At 72.4% G+C, this 18,729-nt stretch carries 14 protein-coding genes; 10 read left to right on the forward strand and 4 right to left on the reverse strand.

Features of this window, described 5'->3' with window-relative positions:
- Positions 1-325 precede the first annotated feature (325 nt).
- On the reverse strand, positions 326-2,362 hold the full coding sequence (locus ACH4UM_RS32140; RefSeq protein ID WP_398187294.1) for a DUF1996 domain-containing protein: 2,037 nt from the start codon (positions 2,360-2,362) through the stop codon (positions 326-328).
- Between the two features lie 216 nt (positions 2,363-2,578).
- Positions 2,579-3,490 (reverse strand): M28 family metallopeptidase, encoded by a 912-nt coding sequence (locus ACH4UM_RS32145; protein ID WP_398187027.1) that lies wholly within the window; start codon positions 3,488-3,490, stop codon positions 2,579-2,581.
- Between the two features lie 690 nt (positions 3,491-4,180).
- Here ACH4UM_RS32145 and ACH4UM_RS32150 point away from each other — a divergent pair.
- The 7 genes from ACH4UM_RS32150 to ACH4UM_RS32180 all read left to right on the forward strand — a co-directional run bounded on the left by ACH4UM_RS32150 (position 4,181) and on the right by ACH4UM_RS32180 (position 10,562).
- The gene (locus ACH4UM_RS32150; RefSeq protein WP_398187030.1) at positions 4,181-5,860 is read left to right on the forward strand and encodes a multicopper oxidase family protein; all 1,680 of its coding nucleotides are present in this window, start codon (positions 4,181-4,183) and stop codon (positions 5,858-5,860) included.
- Positions 5,861-5,889: 29 nt separating this feature from the next.
- A complete protein-coding gene (locus tag ACH4UM_RS32155) occupies positions 5,890-6,579 on the forward strand; it encodes a hypothetical protein (RefSeq protein ID WP_398187033.1) in 690 nt (229 codons plus the stop codon).
- Positions 6,580-6,738: 159 nt separating this feature from the next.
- Positions 6,739-6,984 carry a ferredoxin gene (locus ACH4UM_RS32160; RefSeq protein ID WP_398187037.1) on the forward strand — a complete coding sequence of 82 codons (246 nt, stop codon included), beginning with the start codon at positions 6,739-6,741 and terminating at the stop codon, positions 6,982-6,984.
- The gene (locus tag ACH4UM_RS32165; RefSeq protein WP_398187040.1) at positions 6,974-8,368 is read left to right on the forward strand and encodes an NAD(P)/FAD-dependent oxidoreductase; all 1,395 of its coding nucleotides are present in this window, start codon (positions 6,974-6,976) and stop codon (positions 8,366-8,368) included. Before ACH4UM_RS32160 ends, ACH4UM_RS32165 begins: the two co-directional genes overlap by 11 nt.
- A gap of 47 nt (positions 8,369-8,415) precedes the next feature.
- Positions 8,416-9,660 carry a cytochrome P450 gene (locus ACH4UM_RS32170; RefSeq protein ID WP_398187043.1) on the forward strand — a complete coding sequence of 415 codons (1,245 nt, stop codon included), beginning with the start codon at positions 8,416-8,418 and terminating at the stop codon, positions 9,658-9,660.
- 132 nt (positions 9,661-9,792) lie between these two features.
- Positions 9,793-9,990 carry a hypothetical protein gene (locus ACH4UM_RS32175; protein WP_398187046.1) on the forward strand — a complete coding sequence of 66 codons (198 nt, stop codon included), beginning with the start codon at positions 9,793-9,795 and terminating at the stop codon, positions 9,988-9,990.
- 89 nt (positions 9,991-10,079) lie between these two features.
- Positions 10,080-10,562, forward strand: a complete 483-nt coding sequence (locus ACH4UM_RS32180) for a hypothetical protein (RefSeq protein ID WP_398187049.1) — start codon at positions 10,080-10,082, stop codon at positions 10,560-10,562.
- On the opposite strand, the gene ACH4UM_RS32185 is transcribed toward ACH4UM_RS32180, so the two are convergent.
- Together ACH4UM_RS32185 and ACH4UM_RS32190 are read right to left on the reverse strand one after the other, a co-directional pair.
- Positions 10,563-11,531, reverse strand: a complete 969-nt coding sequence (locus tag ACH4UM_RS32185; RefSeq protein ID WP_398187052.1) for a pyridoxal-phosphate dependent enzyme — start codon at positions 11,529-11,531, stop codon at positions 10,563-10,565.
- A complete protein-coding gene (locus ACH4UM_RS32190) occupies positions 11,528-12,289 on the reverse strand; it encodes a transcriptional regulator (protein WP_398187054.1) in 762 nt (253 codons plus the stop codon). Before ACH4UM_RS32190 ends, ACH4UM_RS32185 begins: the two co-directional genes overlap by 4 nt.
- A 268-nt stretch (positions 12,290-12,557) precedes the next feature.
- Between ACH4UM_RS32190 and ACH4UM_RS32195 the strand changes: the two genes are divergently transcribed.
- The 3 genes from ACH4UM_RS32195 to ACH4UM_RS32205 all read left to right on the forward strand — a co-directional run bounded on the left by ACH4UM_RS32195 (position 12,558) and on the right by ACH4UM_RS32205 (position 18,566).
- The gene (locus ACH4UM_RS32195) at positions 12,558-13,715 is read left to right on the forward strand and encodes a YbdK family carboxylate-amine ligase (RefSeq protein WP_398187297.1); all 1,158 of its coding nucleotides are present in this window, start codon (positions 12,558-12,560) and stop codon (positions 13,713-13,715) included.
- A 340-nt stretch (positions 13,716-14,055) separates the two neighbouring features.
- Complete coding sequence (locus ACH4UM_RS32200; RefSeq protein WP_398187057.1) at positions 14,056-15,840, forward strand: N-acetylglutaminylglutamine amidotransferase; 1,785 nt, start codon at positions 14,056-14,058, stop codon at positions 15,838-15,840.
- 467 nt (positions 15,841-16,307) lie between these two features.
- Positions 16,308-18,566 (forward strand): S9 family peptidase, encoded by a 2,259-nt coding sequence (locus ACH4UM_RS32205; protein WP_398187300.1) that lies wholly within the window; start codon positions 16,308-16,310, stop codon positions 18,564-18,566.
- The last annotated feature ends 163 nt before the right edge of the window (positions 18,567-18,729 follow it).

Below are 18,729 nucleotides of genomic sequence, written 5' to 3' on the forward strand. Positions count from 1 at the left end.
GGCTTGAATGCCCCCTACAGTCAAGTGGGGTGGTTCCCGTGGCTTCCAACATCCCCGTGCGAGGTTCCCCATGTCGTCGCAGGACGATGCTCTGCAGCAAGCGCATTCCGACTATCAGCACCACATGCAGACCTGCCGCCAGTGTCACGTGGACGCCGTTCCGTGCGCCGTGGCCAAGCACCTGCTACGCGTGTACAACAACGCCCGCAGAGGCCTCGCCCACCCCAGATGACAAAGGAGCGGCGGCGGGACCGGCACAATCGGCCGGGCCTGCCGCCGCTGTTGTTCTGGTCCAGGTCCGGTCCCGGTCCCGGTCCGGGCAACGTCACATGGCGCCGCGCCTGATCCGGCGCAGCAGCAGGAAGCCCACGAGTACGAGAACCGCACCGGCGGCCGCCGGCCACAACTGGGCACCGGTTTCGGCCAGGTTGCCGCCGGCCGTCTGCGGTTCGGTTCCGGACCCTGCCGCCTGGCCGTTCCCACCGGGGACCGGGGTCTGGGTGGGCGTGCCCACTTCGCCGCCGCTCTTCCCGTCCGAGCCGCCCGCGGACGCGGCACCGGCGGACCCCTTCGCCGCCGAGGGAGAGGTGTAGGACTTGGGCTGCACCGTGACGGGGGCCGGGCCAGGGACCGTGGCGGAACCGTCCTGGGAGCCCTTCGACGGCCGAGCCGACGGGGCGTCGGGCGTACCGGCCGTGGGCTCGGCGGACTGCCCTGCCCCGTTGTCACCGGTGCCCGCGCCGCCGTTGTCACCGGTGCCCGCACCGCCGCTGCCGCCCTCGGAGGCACCGGCCGTCGGCTGCCCCTGGGGGTCCTGCGGCTGCTGGGACTGCTGTGGCGGCTGCGGCTGCTCGCTCGGGGCCGATCCGCCCTGGCCCGCATCCGAACCGCACTTCCGGCCGCCGTTGATGCAGTCGACCATCTCATTCATCAGGTTCTCGTCGAACACGTTGATGAAGTCGCCGTGGTCCGTGACCGGCTTGTGCAGTTGCTCCGGGAAGGAGTCCACGGCGAACAGCGGCGTCGTGCGGCCGGCGTCCTGCAGGCTGGGCGCGGCGACGTCGTAGACGATGCGCTGCACCAGTTGCGGGATGGCCCGGAATCCGTCGGGGCAGTTGCCGTCGGCGTCGGCGAAGGCCACGTGTGTGCGGTGATTGGCGCTGTCGATGTTCCGGCCGTCCCAGCAGCTCTGGAACCGGAAGGTGCGGACCACGTTGCTGCCCTGCGGGCACAGCGGGTACTTGTCCTTCAACTGCCGGTCCTCGAAGCCGGTGCAGCTCCAGGAGGCGTTGGCGTTGGCCGGGCCGTTGACGAACGCCTTGGCGTCCCCGGTGATGATGCGCAGGAAGCGCGGCATGGCCGTGACCTTGCTGCGCGGGTTGCCCTCGAAGGTAAGCGTCACCTGCTTCGGCGTGACGATCCTGCCCGCGTTGCCCTCGGTGCCGCCGCCCGGCGAGCCGGCGTCCCGCTCCTGGGTGCCGTCCTGCAGACGCAGCACGGGCCAGTAGTACGTGGACTTGTCGCCCTTGTCGGCGCAGCTCGTGTCGCCCTTGGCGAGGTCGTCGTCACTGGCGAAGGCGTTGTTGGCCTGGTTGCCGACGTAGTCGTGGAAGTGGTGGGCACCATTGGTGACGCCGGGGGCGACGATCACGTTGTCCGAGTTGAACAGGCCATTGGCGTTCACTCCGCAGCTGGAGGTGAAGCTGCCGCCTGAGGCGTCCGCCTGTTCGCGCGGGCTCGGCACGTTGGGCTGCACGGTGGTGATGTCGGCGTAGTCCGCGACCACGGGACCGTTGCCCGCCTGCCCGCCGTTCCCTTGCTGCTGACCCTGCTGGCCCTGCTGACCCTGCTGTTGGCCTCCGCCCTGGTTCTGCCCGTTCTGGTCCTGGCCGTTCTGGTTCTGCCCGTTCTGGTCCTGGCCGTTCTGGCCGCCGTCACCCTGGTTGGCGGACGGGCGCAGGGTGCAGGCTGCCAGGGCGTCGAGTCCCGCCGGGCGGTCCCCGGCGCGGTCGATGGCGTCCGCGATGCGTCCGATCGTGGCGGTCCGCTGCTCCTTCAGCGGATTCATGATCGTGTCCGCGACGGAGCCGCCGCCCTGCTGCCCGCCCTGGCCGGAACTCTGCAGCTGCTGATAGGCCTTGGCGATCTGCTCGTCCAGGGCGGCGAGTTGCTCCCCGACGGTCGCCTTCGCCTCCTCCGGCACCGCGGTGAGCCGCGTGCCGATGTCCGGGCAGTCGATCGTGGCGGCCCCCGAGTTCCAGCCCTGGCCGGGCGCCGACTTCTCCACCGACTGTCCGTCCCAGGTTCCTTCGGTGGCCGAGGCGTAGACGTTGGCCACCATCAGGCCGCCTCCGCCCAGCATCAGCGCGACCGCGGCGAACGTGGCGCGTCGCGGGCCTGTGGGTCGTCTGCGCGTGTTGCGTCTCACGGAAGTACTCCTAGGCGTCCTGACTCGGCCGGGCATGGCAATCCCCCCGTCCCATACGGAGTTGGGCGGGGGGATGTTCAAACGCCCCGGGAATTCACAGCAATCTCATGCCTTCCCGCGCGTCGCCCGGGCGCCGGACGCAGGGGGACACTAGGAGGACAGCGTCCACACCGCGTACGCCACGGCGTCCGCGTTGCGGTCCAGGGCGGTGTCGTCGATGTTGGCAGACGTGTCGCACGACGCGTGGTAGCAGCGGTCGAAGGCCCGGCCCGGGGTGCCGCCCCACTTCGCGGCCTGCGCCGCGGTCTTGACGTAGTCCGCTCCGCTGAAGACGCCGCCCACGGGTATGCCCGCGTTCTTGAAGGGCGCGTGGTCGGAGCGGCCGTCACCCTCGGTCTCCGGTTCGGTGGGGATGCCGAGCCCGGCGTAGAAGTCCTTGAAGGTCTTCTCGATGGCGGGGGCGTCGTCGTAGACGAAGTAGCCGGGGTTGGGCGAGCCGATCATGTCGAAGTTGAGGTAGCCGCTGATGCCGGACCGGTCGGTGGCCGAGAGGCCGTTGAGGTAGCTGCGGGAGCCGACCATGCCGAGTTCCTCCGCTCCCCACCAGGCGAACCTCAGGTGCTTCGCGGGCCGATAGCCGGCCCGGGACACCGCGAGGGCGGTCTCCAGGACGGCTGCCGAACCGGAGCCGTTGTCGTTGATGCCGGGGCCCGCGGTCACGCTGTCGAGGTGGGCGCCGGCCATCACCACGTGGCCGGTGTCGCCGCCCGGCCAGTCCGCGATCAGGTTGTAGCCGGTGCGGCCGGAGGCGGTGAACTGCTGTACGGCGGTGGTGAACCCGGCCTCGTCCAGCTTGCCCTTCACATAGTCGAGCGAGGCCTTGTAGCCGGTGCGGCCGTGCGCGCGGTTGCCGCCGCTCGCGGTCGCGATGGACTGCAACTGCGCCAGGTGGGCCTTGACATTGGCCACGGGGAGGTCGGGTGCGGCGGCTTGGCCGGTCAGAACCACGGCGGCGGTGACGGTGAGGGCCGCCGACAGACGTACGGGAGCGGAGAGCTTCATGTGGGGGGGGCTCCGTCTTCCGGGGTGGACACGGGCGGTCTCCGCGGCGGTACCGCGGCACCCTTATGTCATGTCCACATTCAGCGGGGGTGTCTGGATGGTGGAGGCGATCCTGACGTGGAGTCAAGAGCCGGAGCCGGCTGGTTCGCATCACCCTGGTCACCGGCGGATGAGCGGCGCCCTGCGGGCCGCGCCCGGCTCGCGGGCAACGCATCGGCCGCCTCAAGGGCCACCGGCGGCGCTTCATCGGGACAGGCCGTCGGGATCGCCCGCCCTCGCGCCGGGCGCTCCATGCGCAGGGCGCACGCCCACCCGCCGGCGACCGAGGACGCGTCCGGCCGACTGGTGGACCCTGGCCGCCGAGTGGTGGACCATCCGGCCGTCACACTGTCCGAGGCGGGCAGCAGGGAAGCGGCGATCGGCACCACGGCGGCCTGGCTGCTGCCGCTCCAGGGACGGAGCTCGTCACCACCCGCCCCCGGCTCACCCCACCCGCCCCCGGCTCACCTCGGTCGGCCTCGGCCCACCCCGGCCGGCCTGACCGCCACCGGCCGGCCTGACCGCCACAGGCCGGCCTGACCGCCACAGGCCGGGCGTGTCGGCCGGGAACGCGGAAATTGCCTGCCGAGATCACAGGACGCGCCGCTCCAGTTCTCCCACATATCGTCGGAAAACGTGTGTTATTCAGTCATGCACACACATACGCGGCGCACCTTGCTCAGTGCCTCGATCATGGCGGCCGGCTCGGGTCTCCTGGGCGCATGTTCCGGGTCCGACTCCCCCTCGGGGTCCGGGTCGCACGCGGGTTCCACCCGCGGCTCGGGGTCCGGGCCGGGGCCCGGGGGCCCGGACCCCGGCCACCGCCGTTTCGTCCCTGATGGACCCAAGGGGTACGTGAACCCGTCCGACCCCGAGGTGCTGGCCACCGAGAAGCAGCGCGGTTACGGGCCGGTGCGCAAGTACCGGTTCACCGCCGCCGAGACATCGCTCGACCTCGGCGGACGGACCATCAGGTCGTGGGCGTACGGCGACATACTGCCGGGCAGGGCGGTCCGGGTCACCAAGGGGGACGTCCTCGACCTGACGCTCGCCAATCACCTCCCCGTGTCCACGACGCTGCACTCGCACGGTGTTCGCCTGCGCTGCGACATGGACGGCGTGCCGGACCTGACCCAGGAGGGCATCAAGCCCGGTGCGGACTTCAACTACCGCTTCGCCGTGTCCTACCCCGGCACCTACCTGCTGCACTCGCACTCGGGCATGCAGCTCGACCGCGGTCTGTACGCGCCGCTGATCGTGGACGACCCCAGGGAGCCGCTGTCCTACGACAAGGAGTGGGTCGTCGTCCTGGACGACTGGGTGGACGGGGTCGACGGCTCCACCCCGGACGGGGTGCTCGCGCAGTTGCACGGGGGCAGGATGCCGACGGGCATGGGCATGGGCATGGGCGGAGGATCGGACCACGAGGGGTCCGGCGGTCATCGCAAGGCCGGCGGCGGACACGGGCCGGACCACGGCACGTCCAAGGGCCCCTCCCGGGTCATGCGGGACTCCCACAGCGCCATGCTGAACAGCATGGGCGGCAACGTCGACTTCCCGTACTACCTGGTCAACGGCCGTCTGCCGCACGCTCCGTCGGTGTTCCGGGCGCGTCCCGGGGACCGCATCCGGCTGCGGATCATCAACGCCGGCTCCGACACCGCCTTCCGGGTGGCGCTGGGCGGCCACAGGATGACGGTGACACACACGGACGGTTACCCGGTCGAGCACCAGTGGACGGATGCGCTGCTGCTCGGCATGGCCGAGCGCTACGACGTCCTCGTCACCGCCAAGGACGGGGTGTTCCCGCTGGTGGCAATGGCCGAGGGGAAGAAGGCCAGGGCGCTGGCCGTACTGCGGACCGACAAGGGAAAGGACCTGCCCTCGCCTTCGGTCCACCCCGACGAGCTGGACGGGCGGCTGGTACCGGCCAGGCGCATGGTGCCGCACGACTCGGTGGCCTTCTCCAAGCGCGACCCGGACCGGAACATCCTCATCCGGCTGACCGGCAGCATGAAGAAGTTCGACTGGGCGTTCGACCATCGGCCCTACTCCGTCACACAGCGCCATCCGGTGCGTCAGGGCGAGCGGGTCCGGCTCACCCTGGTCAACGCCACCGACATGTGGCATCCCCTGCACCTGCACGGCCACACCTTCGCGCTGACCGGCATCTGGGACGTCGGAACCCGCAAGGACACGGCCATCGTGCTGCCGCACCGCAAGCTGGTGGTGGACTTCTACGCCGACAACCCCGGCCTGTGGATGCTCCACTGTCACAACCAGTACCACTCCGAGTCCGGCATGATGACCGTCCTGGGCTACCGCAAGTGACAGTGCCGGCCGGGGGAAGCGGGCGGGTCATGGCAGAGGTGAGGACCGGGTCGGCGGAGCAGGCGCTGCAGACCCCGCGGGCGGCCGGACTGGCCGGGGTACTGTTCGCGGTGCTGCTCGCGGCCGCGATCGTCCTGGTCCGGCTGGGGATTCCCGAGGGCGCGGACGCGGTCACCGCCGAGGGGTTCACCGACTCCACGCGACGCAGCGCCGTCGAGGCGGCGCTCGCGCTCGTGCCGTTCGCCGGTATCTTCTTCCTGTGGTTCGTCGGCGTCGTACGGACCCATGTCGGTGAAGCCGAGGACAAGTTCCTGGCCACGGTGCTCCTCGGCAGCGGGCTGGTCTTCGTGGCCACGATGTTCGGGGCGGCCGCGGCGGCCGCGGCCGTGCTGGCCACCGCGCACCCGGCCGGTGCCACCCCGAGCCTGCCCACCTGGGACTTCGGCCGCCATTTCGCGTACACGCTGATGACCGGATACGCGATGCGGATGGCAGCGGTCTTCGCGTGCTCCCTGTCGGTGATGGGGCACCGCCTGGGGGTCCTGCCACGGTGGCTGACCCTGCTCGGTTTTCTCGCCGCGCTGATGCTGCTGTTCGTCGCCTCCAATGTCCCGTGGGCCGAGCTGGTGTTCCCCGCGTGGTCGCTGGTCCTCAGCTCGTACATCCTCGTGGTCAGCAGCCGCCGTGCCCGGCCCGGTGCCGGGGCGACGGCGTCCTGACCCCGCTTCCCGCGAGGCCGGCCCGTCACCCCTTCGGCGGGCCCGGGCGCGCGCGGGCCCGCCGGGGCTCCGATCCTGACGAGGGAGATGACCGCCGTCCGAGGGTCCCGCCGTGCGGGTGGTTTCCGAGGACCTGGCCGCCGGAAGGGCGGGTCGCCAATGAGGCTTGTCGTCGATCTCAACAAGTGCCAGGGATACGCGCAGTGCGCGTTTCTCGCGCCGGACGTGTTCACCATGCACGGCGAGGAATCGCTCGTCTACAACCCGCGTGCCGACAAGGAGCAGCGGGAGAAGGTGGCGCGCGCGGTCGCCGCCTGCCCGGTGCAGGCGATCACCGCGGATGGGCTGGACGAGGCGGCCACCGGACACGCCGCTGCCGGGCGGGAGGAGTCCGATGCCCGCTGAGGAGTTCCACGAGTGGCTCAGGCGCGAGGGCCGCATCGTCGTCGTGGGTGCCTCGCTGGCGGGGCTCAGGGCCGCCGAGACGCTGCGCGCCGAGGGCTTCACCGGCTCACTCACCATGATCGGTGACGAGCCGTACGAGCCGTACGATCGTCCGCCGCTGTCCAAGGCGGTGCTGCTGGGCATGGCGTCCCCGGACCACACCGAGTTGCCGCGGCGCCGGGCGATCGACGCGACCTGGCGCCTGGGCGTCGCCGCGACCGGTCTGGACATGGCGGCCAAGCGGGTGCGGCTGGCCGACGGTGACGAGGTGCCCTACGACCGGCTGCTGATCGCCACCGGTGTGCGCGCCCGGCCGTGGCCGAAGGAGGAGGAGGCCCAGCTGGACGGGGTCGTCGTGCTGCGCACCCGGGACGACGCGGTCGCCCTGCACCGGCGGATGACCGCCTCGCCGCGCCGGGTGTTCGTCATCGGCGCCGGGTTCACCGGTTCGGAGATCGCCTCGGCCTGCCGGGACCGGGGCATCGCGGTCACCGTGGCGGAACGCGCGGACGCGCCGCTGGTGGGCGCCCTCGGCGGGGTTGTCGGAGCGGTGGCGGCGGAACTGCACCGTGACAACAAGGTGGATCTGCGCACCGGAGTCATGGTCACCGGCCTGGAGGGCGACTCCACCGGCCGGGTGCGGGCCGTCCATCTGTCCGACGGCAGTGTGGTGGAGACGGACGTCGTGGTCGTCTCACTGGGCGCGACCCGCAACACCGACTGGCTGGCCGGATCCGGGCTGGGCGCGGGCCCGCGCGGCATCGCCTGCGACGCGGGCTGCCGGGCGTTCGACTTCCGGGGGATCGTCACCGACGACATCTACGTCGCCGGTGACGTCGCGCGCTCACCGCACCCGCTGTTCGGCTACCAGTTCCTGTCCCTGGAGCACTGGGGCAACGCCGTCGCGCAGGCCGAGGTCGCGGCGCACAACATGATCAGCGCCAGCTCGGAGCGGCGCCCGCACATGTGGATCCCCGCGTTCTGGTCCTCGCAGTTCGGCGTGAACATCAAGTCGGTCGGGGTGCCCTCCATGGGCGACGAGATCATGATCACGCAGGGCTCGCTCGCCGAGCGGCGGTTCGTCGGGGTGTACGGCTACCAGGGCCGTGTGATCGCCGCCGTGAGCTTCGACAACACGCGGTGGCTGGAGTTCTACCAGCGGCTGATCGAGACGGGCGCGCCGTTCCCACTGGAGTTCCCGACGGTGGACCGCCGGCCCGAGGGCCGCAAGCCGGTCCCGGCCGATTTCCCCGACCCGTCCCTGCCGACGCACGGCCCGACCGTCACCCTGAGCGGTTACTCCCCCGCGGACCGGCGCCTGGTCTTCACCCCGGGCCGTCACTGATCGGCCGCCCGGCCCGTCCCCGACCTCCACGCCCCAAGGAACGCCTCATGACGCAAGCCCAGGCCTCGATCCTGCGCCGCATCACCGACTACGCCAACCGCGCAGACCCGTATCCGCTCTACGCGGAGCTCCGCAAGACGCCGGTGCTGCACGAGGAGGAGGACGGACCCTATGTGATCAGTTCGTACTACGACATCCTGGGCCTGCTCCACGACCCGCGGATCAGCTCCGACGCCGCCAACGTCACCGCCGCGGGCGATGACGAGATCTCGGGACCGGAGGCCACGGGACTGCCGCCGAGCTTCATCCGGCTCGATCCGCCCGAGCACGACCGGCTGCGGCGGATCGCCAACAGCTCCTTCGGCCCGCCGCACCGGCCGCGCCGGATCGACTCCATGCGCGATGATCTGGGCGCGATCGTCTCCGAGCTCATCGACGGCTTCGGCGACGCCCAGCAGATCGACATCGTCGACGAGTTCGCCTACCCCTTCCCGGTGACCGTCATCTGCCGGCTGCTCGGAGTGCCGCGCGAGGACGAGCCGCGCTTCCGCACCTGGGTGGATCCGCTCGTCGCCAGCCTGGACCCGGACACGCGCAAGGGCGCCACCTCCGAGTTCCAGCAGGCCGCGCAGGAGGCGCGGATGCAGCTGGGCATGTACCTGGCCGGGCTGGTCGAGGAGCGCACCAAGGAGCCCCGAGACGACATGCTGTCGGACCTTGCGGCCAGTCACGGCCCGGACGGGTCCATGTCGATGATGGAGGTGCTCAGTACGGCGGTGCTGCTGCTGATCGCCGGCCACGAGACGACGGTCAACCTCATCACCAACGGCATGCTCACCCTGCTGCGCCACCCCGAGGTCCTGCAGCGGCTGCGCACGGACCCGGAGCTGTCCGTCAACATCGTGGAGGAACTGCTGCGCTACGAGCCGCCGGTGCAGCTGGTGCCGCAGCGCACCTGCATCGCGGACATCGAACTGCGCGGGGTCACGATCCCGAAGGGCTCGCGGATCTGGCTCGTCCTCGGCGCGGGCAACCGGGACCCGGAGCGCTTCCACGAGCCGGACCGGTTCGACCCGGACCGCGGGGACATCGAGCACCTCGGATTCGGCAGCGGCATTCACAGCTGCTTCGGCGCCCCCCTGGCCCGTCTGGAGACCCAGATCGCACTCTCCGAACTGGCCCGTCGCCTCGAGAACCCCCGGCTGGTCGAGGACCCGCCGCCGTACCGGCAGAACGCGGTGCTGCGCGGCCCGCGCCATCTGAACGTGGCCATCGACGGGGTGCGTCCCTAGGACCTGTGGCCGGTCCCGCGCCCGCTTGCTGAGCGTACGGCTGCGACTACCTGAAGAAACCTCCTGGACAACTCAGAAAAATCCGACAAAATGGTGTGCACCCCCACCGCGACTTCGAGGAGCCGCTTCCGTATGGCGTACGGAGCCCACCACAGCCCCACCCCGCCTCCGCACCCCGATCTGAGCCTGGCTCGTAACTGCGAGCACTGCCTGGGCTGGGGAACCGTCATCACCCGCGACGGAGAACACGAACTGTGCGACACCTGCCAGCCGGACATGGACGGTGACGACCCGCCACTGGGTGTGCGGGCGCAGCCGTCCGCCCGTTGAGACGCGGCGCTGCTGCGTTCGAGTGGTGCATCGTCTGACGCGGCCGTAGCGTCGTTACAGAGTTCGGACGTCGTCGGCCGGGAGCGGACATGGGCAGACACTCAGTGAGGACAGCGGTGACCCTCGGCGCCGCGGCGTTGCTGACCGCGGGCCTGGGAACGGCCTCCGCCGCTCCCGCGGCGTCACCGGCGGCCACACACACCCCGCCCGCGCACGCCGGGCAGCGGCAGCCCAAGCAGCCCGTGCTGGTGGACTGCCTCTGGCATCCGCAGGCGCGCCCGGACGCGTTCATCCTCGCCTGCGGTGACGGCAACAGCCGACTGTCCGCACTGCACTGGTCGCAGTGGAACGCCCGGTCCGCGGTGGCAAAGGGCGTCAACTTCGTCAACGACTGCAAGCCCTACTGCGCGGCCGGCAAGTTCCACGCGTACCCGGTCGTCGTACGGCTCGAGCACCCCAAGCCCTGGAAGAAGCACCCGCAGGTGCAGCACTTCACGCAGATCACCCTCGTCTTCCCGGGCGCCCGGCCGGACGTGTACGGGCGTGTGGTGAGGCTTCCGCTGTGGGACTGATCAGCCGCTCAGAATCTGTGTGAAGCGCTCGGTGTCGATATTGCCCCCGGAGACGATGACGCCGATCCGCGGCGGAACGCGGTCGATGCGCTGGGACAGCAGGGCGGCGAGCGCGCTCGCCCCGCTGGGTTCGGTGACGAACTTCAGCCGCTCGAAGGCGAATCGCATCGCCTCGCGGATCTGATCGTCGCCGACCAGGGCGATGCCGTCGACCAGCCGCCGGTTGACGGAGAAGGTGAGTTCGCCGGGGACGTCGGCGGCCTGCCCGTCCGCGATGGTGCGCGGAACGGGCACGCAGACGCGCCGGCCCGCTTCGAGGGACCGCTTGGTGTCGTCGCCCTGCTCGGGCTCCACCCCGATGACCCGCACCCCGGGCAGCAGGCCCTTGGCGGCCGTGGCACTGCCGGCGATCAGGCCGCCGCCTCCGACCGGGACGACCAGGGCGTCCAGGTCACCGGCCTCCTCGATCAGCTCGAGGGCCGCGGTGCCCTGCCCGGCGATGACGTGCGGGTGCTCGTACGGGGGTATCAGCGCCAGCCCTCGGTCGGCGGCGAGAGCCTCCCCGATGGCGACGCGGTCGCCGGTGTAGCGGTCGTAGGTGACGACCTCCGCCCCGTAGCCGGCCGTCGCCTCGCGCTTGGAGCGCGGTGTGTCCTCGGGCATGAGGATGACCGCGGTGGTGCCCAGCTCCCGGGCGGCGAGCGCCACGGCCTGGGCGTGATTGCCCGAGGAGTACGCGGCGACGCCCTTGGAGAGCTGGGCCGCGGACAGCCGTGACGCGGCGTTGTAGGCACCGCGGAACTTGAAGGCACCCACGCGCTGGAAGTTCTCGCACCTGACGAAGACCTCCGCGCCGACCAGGGCGTCCAGGGTGCGCGAGCGCAGCACGGGGGTGCGGTGCGCGACACCCTTGATGCGTTCCGCGGCGTCGCGGACGTCCTCCAGGGTGACGGGCGGGGTGTGGGTCATGCCGGTGCTCCATCCTGGTGGGGAGCGGCGGGCTCGCTGCCGGCCGCGTGGGGGGCGTCGGGTGCCTGGGCTGCGTCGGGTGCGTCGGGTGCGGCATCGGATGCGTCGGATGCCGATCTCGCCCTGGCGAGGTAGTTGTAGGCCGACGCCCGCGAGATGCCGAGGCGTTGCGCGACCTGCTGGGCCGCGCCGCGCACGGCGAAGACCCCACGGTCGTCGAGGCCCCGGAACAGCTCAAGGCGTTCGAGCCGGCTGAGGTCGGTCCACTGCTTGTGCGCGCGCAGTTGGTGGGTGTCGACGATCGCGTCCACCACGGCACCGATGTCGTCGCCGAACGTGGTGGTCGGGACCGCGGCGGAGCCGGTGGCCGTACCCGCGAGCCCGCCGATCAGCGCGTGCGCCTGGTCGAGTGCCGTGATGTCGAGGTTGACGCACAGCGCGCCGAAGACCGCGCCCGCGGAGTCGCGCAGCAGCATGGTCGACGACTTCACCAGCGTGCCCTCCTGTGTGCGGGTGAGGTAGTTGAGCTGGTCGGCCGCCTCGTCGCCGCGGGCGAGCAGGCCCATGCCGATCTCGCTCATCGACCCGCCGGCCGTGCGCCCCGTGACCGTGCCGGCGATGGCGACGACCGACCTCTCGGGGCGGCGGAAGTCGTGCAGGACGACCTCGCAGAAGGAGCCCAGCGTCGCGGCGATGCCGTCCACGACGGGTGTCAGCGCCGCCAGCACGGCATCGGCATCGGCCTCGCTCCTCGCCACGCGCCCTCCCGGCACAGCCCACCCCGGCTCCGTCGTTTGTACTGCGAGTCTAGACCACTGGACGAAAAATCCAAGGAGTCCCCAAGTCGCACCGGATCGGGAACCGCTCCGGTACGCGCTCATCCGAGAGCGCAGGGTCATCGGATGTCGCCCAATGCTTGCGAACGTGCCGAACGGGCACTCGGGGGACCGATCCCGGAGCCGTGGCCCCAGCAGGACCCGGACGTGGGCCGGGTGATCACGAGGGCAAGGGGAGAACGTGACGTTGTTGCGCATCGGGGCAGAGGAAGAGTTCCACGTGCTCGACGTGGAGAGCGGCCGGCTCGTGCCACGCGCCCGCGCCGTACTGGACCGGCTGGACAGACCGGGGTTCACGACCGAGCTGCAGCGGTCGGTCGTGGAGAGCAACAGCGGGGTGCACGGCACCCTCGACGACCTCCACGCGGATCTGGCGGGCGCCCGGCGGCGGCTGGACTCGGCGGCCTCCTCCTTCGGCCTCGCGGTGGTGGCGGCCGGCACCGTTCCGCTGGCCCGGCTCTCCTCCCGGGACGTCACCGACGGCCCCCGTTACCGGCACATGGCCGAGGAGTACCGCAGGGTCGCCGACGAACAGCTCATCTGCAGCGCGCAGATACACGTCGACGTGCCGGACCGGGACACGGCCGTACGCGCCATGTGCCTGGTCTCGCCGTGGCTGCCACCGCTGCTGGCGCTGTCCGCGAGTTCGCCCTTCTGGCTCGGTGCGGACACCGGCTACGCGAGCTGGCGCACCATGCTGTGGCAGCGCTGGCCCACCGCCGGGCCGGCCGGCTGCTACCCCGACGCGGCCGCCTACGACGCGGCGCTGGAACAGCTGATCCGCTCGGGCGTGATCAGCGACGCGGGAATGGACTACCACGACGTACGGCCCTCCGCGCACCAGCGCACCCTCGAGCTGCGGATCTGCGACGCGTGCCCGCGCGCGGAGACGGTGGTGCTGGTCGCCGGGCTCTTCCGGGCCCTCGTCCGCGACGCGTGCGACCGGCTGGGCCGTGGCGAGGCCTCCGGGTGCGACGGCCACCACGAGTGGCTGCGGGCCGCAGCCTGGCGCGCCGCCCGGTCCGGTCTCGAAGGGTCCCTGGTCGACCCGGTCACCCGGTGTTCCGTCCCCGCCCGCGTGGCCCTGGACCACCTGCTGGCCCGGCTGCGCCCGGCGCTGGAGGCGTCGGGCGACTGGAAGACCGTCCGCGAGTTGCTGGCGCGGGCGCTGGCCGAGGGCAGCGCCGCGGACCGGCTGCGGCGGGCGGCCGAGGGCGAGGACCTGCTCGCCAGCGTCGACCTGATGGCCGCCGAGACCCGCGGCGCCCCCGCACGTAGGGCCCCGGTGCCGGCCGGCGCCACCCGGGCCCGCCGGCCCCGCCCCGTCGCCGGCGGCACCGCCGCCTGAGGCGCATGGGCCGAGGACCCCGCCGCCGGGTCCCGTTCCCGTCCGGTGTTCCGGCGCGTCGGCGGGTTCCCGCCGACCGCCACGAGGGCCGGCGGCCGGCACGGCGGCCCTCGCCCTCGCCCGCACCGCTTGCAGCGGACCGGCCGTCCCGGCCGGGCATCCGATCCGAATCCCAGGAGAGCGTCAGCGCCATGGCCCACGTCCCCACTTCCACGACAGCCGCCGCCCCGGCCACCACGGCCGCCCCGCGTGCGACCGCCCGCGGACGCCGGTCCGCGACTCCGTCCGGCGAAAGGCCGCCGGGGGCGCACGAGGACTCCGTGGAAGGGAGGTCCGCCTGATGTGCGGGCTCAGCGGTGAGATCCGCTTCGACGGCCGGCAGCCGGACCTGGCCGCGGTCGAGCGCATGACCGACCGGCTCGCCCCGCGCGGCCCCGACGGCCGCGGGCTGTGGTCCCAGGGGCCCATCGCCCTCGGTCACCGCCGGCTGAAGATCATCGACCTGTCCGAGAGCGGCGCCCAGCCGATGGCCGACCCCCGGGCGCGCGTCGTCGGCGTCTTCAACGGGTGCGTCTACAACTACCGCGAACTGCGGGCGGAGCTTACCGCTCGCGGCCACCGGTTCTTCTCGCACTCCGACACCGAGGTGGTGCTCAAGGCGTACCAGGAATGGGGCACCTCCTGCGTCGAGCACTTCCACGGCATGTTCGCCTTCGTGATCGCCGAACAGGACACCGGGCGGGTTGTCCTGGCCCGCGACCGGCTCGGCATCAAGCCGCTGTACCTCACCGGGACCCCCGGCCGGCTCCGGTTCGCCTCCTCGCTGCCCGCGCTGCTCACGGCCGGCGGCGTGGACACCTCGATCGACCCGTTCGCCCTGCACCAGTACCTCAGCTGGCACGCCACCGTGCCCGCGCCCCGGACCATCCTCAACGGCGTACGCAAACTGCCGCCCGCCACCGTCCGGGTGGTCGAGCCGGACGGCACGCACCGCGACCACTGCTACTGGCAGCCGGACTACACCCGCCGGCCCGAGCACGCCGGGCTGGGCGCGCAGGACTGGACGGACGCGGTGCTGGACGCCCTGCGCACCGCCGTTCGCCGCCGGATGGTGGCCGACGTGCCGGTGGGCGTGCTGCTGTCGGGCGGCCTGGACTCCAGCCTCATCGTGGCGCTGCTGGCCGACGAGGGGCAGCACGACCTGGCCACCTTCAGCGTCGGCTTCGAGTCCGAGGGCGGCGAGGAGGGCGACGAGTTCCACTACTCCGACCTGGTGGCGCGGCACTTCGGCACCGACCACCACCAGCTGATGGTGCCCTCCGACCGGGTCTCGCAGGCCCTGGACGGGGCCGTGCACGCCATGAGCGAGCCGATGATCAGCCACGACGTGGTCGCCTTCCACCTGTTGTCCGAACAGGTGGCCAAGGAGGTCAAGGTCGTGCAGAGCGGACAGGGCGCCGACGAGGTCTTCGCCGGCTACCACTGGTACCCGGACATGGCCCGCGTGCCCCGGCGGCAGGCGGCCGACGCCTACGCGGAGACCTACTTCGACCGGCCGCACGCCGACCTCGCCCGCATGCTGGAACCCGGCGTACTGCCCCAGCACGACGTCTCCGGCGACTTCGTGCGCGCGCACATGGCGGCCGAGGGCGCCGAGACGGCCCTTGACGCGGACCTGAGGCTGGACACGCACGTGATGATGGTCGACGACCCGGTCAAGCGGGTCGACAACATGACGATGGACTGGGGCCTGGAGGCCCGGGTGCCGTTCCTCGACCACGAACTGGTCGAGCTGGCCGCCGCCTGCCCGCCCGGCCTCAAACTGGCGGACGGCGGCAAGGGCGTGCTGAAGGCCGCGGGCCGCGAGGTGCTGCCGCGCGAGGTCGTCGACCGGCCCAAGGGCTACTTCCCCGTCCCGGCGATCAAGCACATGGCCGGACCGGTGCTGCAACGGGTCCGCGAGGCCCTCTCGGCGCCGGAGGCCCAAAAGCGCGGTATCTTCCGCCGCAGTTTCGTCGACGAGCTGCTCGCAGCGCCCGACACGCACCGCACCAGGCGCGGCGCGAACGCGTTGTGGCAGGTTGCTTTGCTGGAAATATGGCTGCAGACGCACGAAATCAGCTGAACGGCGAGCGGGCCCCGAAGCCCCAGGCCCAGGACCGGACGGCCGGCCCGGACCGGGAGGACCGGACGGCCCCGGTGGATCGGGCGGGCCGCACGGACCGGGCCGGCCGGGCAGAATCGGCGGGTCGGGAGGACCCGCTTGACGAGGTCGGCCGGGAGGACCCGGTGGACCAGGCAGGCCCGGTGGCCCCGGTGGACCCGGCAGACCCGGTGGACCCTGTGGACCCTGTGGACCAGGCAGACCCGGTGGACCCGGTGGACCAGGCAGATCTGGTGAGCCAGGCGGACCTGGCCCGACGGGTGCCGTACCGGAGCGGGGCCGGCCGTTCCGGGGACGGGCCGGACCCGGGCCGTACGGTCGGCACCGAAGGCGGACGGGGCTGGGGCCGCGCCGCCGGAACCGGAGACCGGGCGGACGAGGGCGCGGACGAGGGCCACACGATCGCCGCCGAGGGCTTGGTGGATCGGATGCCCGCGGTCCGGGCCACCGACGTGGTCGACCGGGCGCGCTCGGTCCTGGCCACCGAGCTGCCCGACGGCGCACGGCCCGTGACCGCGCAGCCCGCGCCCGACCCCGTGTCCCTGCCGGACACGGCCGTCCCCCAGGAAGGGGCGCCACGGCTGCTCGTCTCGCACGGCTGCTGGTACCCCTCGGTGGATCCCGGCGGCCGCAACGCCGCCTTCGTCTGCGACCGGGCCGGCGTGCCCCAGCTGTGGGCGGGACCGGTCGACGGCGATGTGGTCCACCTGCTGGACGCCGACCCGCATCCGGTGACCGAGGTCTCCTGGTCCCCCGACGGCCGCTGGATCGCGTACACCATCGCCCCGGGCGGCGGGGAACACACGCGGGTGCTGTGCGTACGCCCCGACGGCACGGGGCGGCGGATCCTGGCGGGCGGCGAACCGGGCAGTTCCGCGCACCTGGGCTGCTGGACCCACGACGGCTCGGCCGTCGCCGTGACCGTCGCCGAGGCCCCCGCGCAGCACCTGCCCGTGACCGTCGCCGTGGAGCCGGACCTCGGGCTCGCCGATACGGGCGGGATCGGCGTCGCGGGCGTCGCGGGCTTCTCCGGGGCGGCCGGTGCCGCGGCCGCGTCCCATCCGGAGGGCTGGACCACCCGGGACGGCCGCGCGACGCTGCTGGGCACACCGCCCCGCGCGGAACCACGGCCCGGCCGGGTCGCACCCGGCCTGCCCGCGGTGTCCCCGGATGCCCGGCCGGGATCCGGCGAGCCGTCGCCCAGGACGCTGTCGGCGTACCTCGTCGACCCCGACGGTTCGGCCGCCCCCGTCCTGCTGGCGAGCGAGCGTGAGGCCGCGACCCTGCGGGTGTGCGACCTGAGCCGGGACGGGCGGCTGGCGCTGCTGCGCCGGGGGCCGCGGGGCCGTCGCGAGTCCCTCGTCGTCCGCATCCGCGATCTGCGCGTGACATGTTCGGTGCCGGTCGCCGACGGCGATCCGTGGATCGGCGGATTCGCGCCGGACGGCCGTACGCTCTGGCTGCGCAGCGACCACGCCCGGGAGTACGCCGCCCTGTACGCGGTCCGCCTCGGTCCGCGCGGGCAGCGGCTCGGTCTGACGGTGGCCTCGCAACGGGATGGCGGCGGGCTGGAGTTGCTGGCCCTGGACCGCAACGGCCGCAGTGGTGTGCTGTCCTGGAACATGCGCGGGGTCAGCGAACTGGAGGTGGCCCCGCTGGTACCGGCCCGTACGGACGGTACGGACGGTACGGACGGACCGGCCGAGGCCGCGGTCGGACCCGCCCGCGCGGTGCCGCTGCCGCACGAGGTCGTCACCCGGGTGGCCGCCCCCGCCCTCGCGGACGCGCCGTTGCTGGCGCTGTCCGGATCGCAGCGCCGTCCGGGCGTGTGGTGGCTGCCGCCGGGCACCGCACTGCGCACCCCGTGGTCCTCGCGGGACGAGGACGCGGCACCCGGCAGCCATCCGACGGTGCGCCCGGTGCCGATGCGCCCCGTCGCCCGGGACGGGCTGGGCCTCGGCGGCTGGTACTACCGGGCCGCGGGCCGCTCCCTCGCCGAACCCGCGCCCTGCGTCCTCCATCTGCACGGCGGTCCGGAGGAGCAGGAGCGGCCGGTGTTCGAACCACTGTTCCACGAGCTGCTGGGCCGGGGACTGGACGTCTTCGCGCCCGACGTGCGCGGCTCCTCCGGGTACGGCCGTTCGTTCGTGGACGCGGACCTGGGCCGCGGCAGGTTCGCCGCCATCGACGACGTCGCCGACTGTGCGGCCCACGCGGTCCTGGCCGGCCTCGCCGACCCGCGCCGGCTGGCCGTGATCGGCCATTCCTACGGCGGCTATCTGGCGCTGGCCTCCCTGGTGTGGCATCCGGACCTGTTCCGCACCGGGGTGCCGGTCTGCGGGATGTCGGACTTCGCCACCTTCTTCGCGGGCACCGAACCGTGGATCGCGCAGTCGGCCGCGCACAAGTACGGGCACCCGGAGCGCGACCGCGAGCTGCTGCGCTCGCTGTCGCCGATGAGCCGGATCGACGCGCTGCGCGTGCCCGTGCTCGCCGTGCACGGCGAGCACGACACCAACGTGCCGCCGGGCGAGTCGGAGCAGTTCGTCCGGGCGGCCCGGGAGCGCGGGGTGGAGGCCGAACTGCTCGTCCTGCGCGACGAAGGGCACTACTTCCGGCGCGCGGACAACCGCCGTACCTTCCGCAGGGCCACCGCCGACTGGATCCAACGTCACCTGACCGGCTGACGGGCGGCACGGCGGCGTTGCGGGGGCGGCCGCCGCGAGCGTCCCATCGTGGAGAAGGAGCGCTGGGCCGCGGAGATCGACCGTGCCCCGGCCTGTGGTACGCCGGTGCTCACCCTTGAGCAGCTCGGCGGCCGCACCGGTCTGCACGGGCCGGGGATGCCGA

The sequence above is a fragment of the Streptomyces sp. NPDC020801 genome (genome assembly GCF_044334385.1).
Taxonomy (GTDB): Bacteria; Actinomycetota; Actinomycetes; order Streptomycetales; family Streptomycetaceae; genus Streptomyces.

Coding starts and splice junctions, on each gene's coding strand:
- ACH4UM_RS32185 (WP_398187052.1), bottom strand. CDS start 11,531: ATGACCCACACCCCGCCCGTCACCCTGGAGGACGTCCGCGACGCCGCG.
- ACH4UM_RS32140 (WP_398187294.1), bottom strand. CDS start 2,362: ATGCTGGGCGGAGGCGGCCTGATGGTGGCCAACGTCTACGCCTCGGCC.
- ACH4UM_RS32180 (WP_398187049.1), top strand. CDS start 10,080: ATGGGCAGACACTCAGTGAGGACAGCGGTGACCCTCGGCGCCGCGGCG.
- ACH4UM_RS32165 (WP_398187040.1), top strand. CDS start 6,974: ATGCCCGCTGAGGAGTTCCACGAGTGGCTCAGGCGCGAGGGCCGCATC.
- ACH4UM_RS32175 (WP_398187046.1), top strand. CDS start 9,793: ATGGCGTACGGAGCCCACCACAGCCCCACCCCGCCTCCGCACCCCGAT.
- ACH4UM_RS32205 (WP_398187300.1), top strand. CDS start 16,308: ATGCCCGCGGTCCGGGCCACCGACGTGGTCGACCGGGCGCGCTCGGTC.
- ACH4UM_RS32150 (WP_398187030.1), top strand. CDS start 4,181: ATGCACACACATACGCGGCGCACCTTGCTCAGTGCCTCGATCATGGCG.
- ACH4UM_RS32200 (WP_398187057.1), top strand. CDS start 14,056: ATGTGCGGGCTCAGCGGTGAGATCCGCTTCGACGGCCGGCAGCCGGAC.
- ACH4UM_RS32145 (WP_398187027.1), bottom strand. CDS start 3,490: ATGAAGCTCTCCGCTCCCGTACGTCTGTCGGCGGCCCTCACCGTCACC.
- ACH4UM_RS32155 (WP_398187033.1), top strand. CDS start 5,890: ATGGCAGAGGTGAGGACCGGGTCGGCGGAGCAGGCGCTGCAGACCCCG.
- ACH4UM_RS32160 (WP_398187037.1), top strand. CDS start 6,739: ATGAGGCTTGTCGTCGATCTCAACAAGTGCCAGGGATACGCGCAGTGC.
- ACH4UM_RS32170 (WP_398187043.1), top strand. CDS start 8,416: ATGACGCAAGCCCAGGCCTCGATCCTGCGCCGCATCACCGACTACGCC.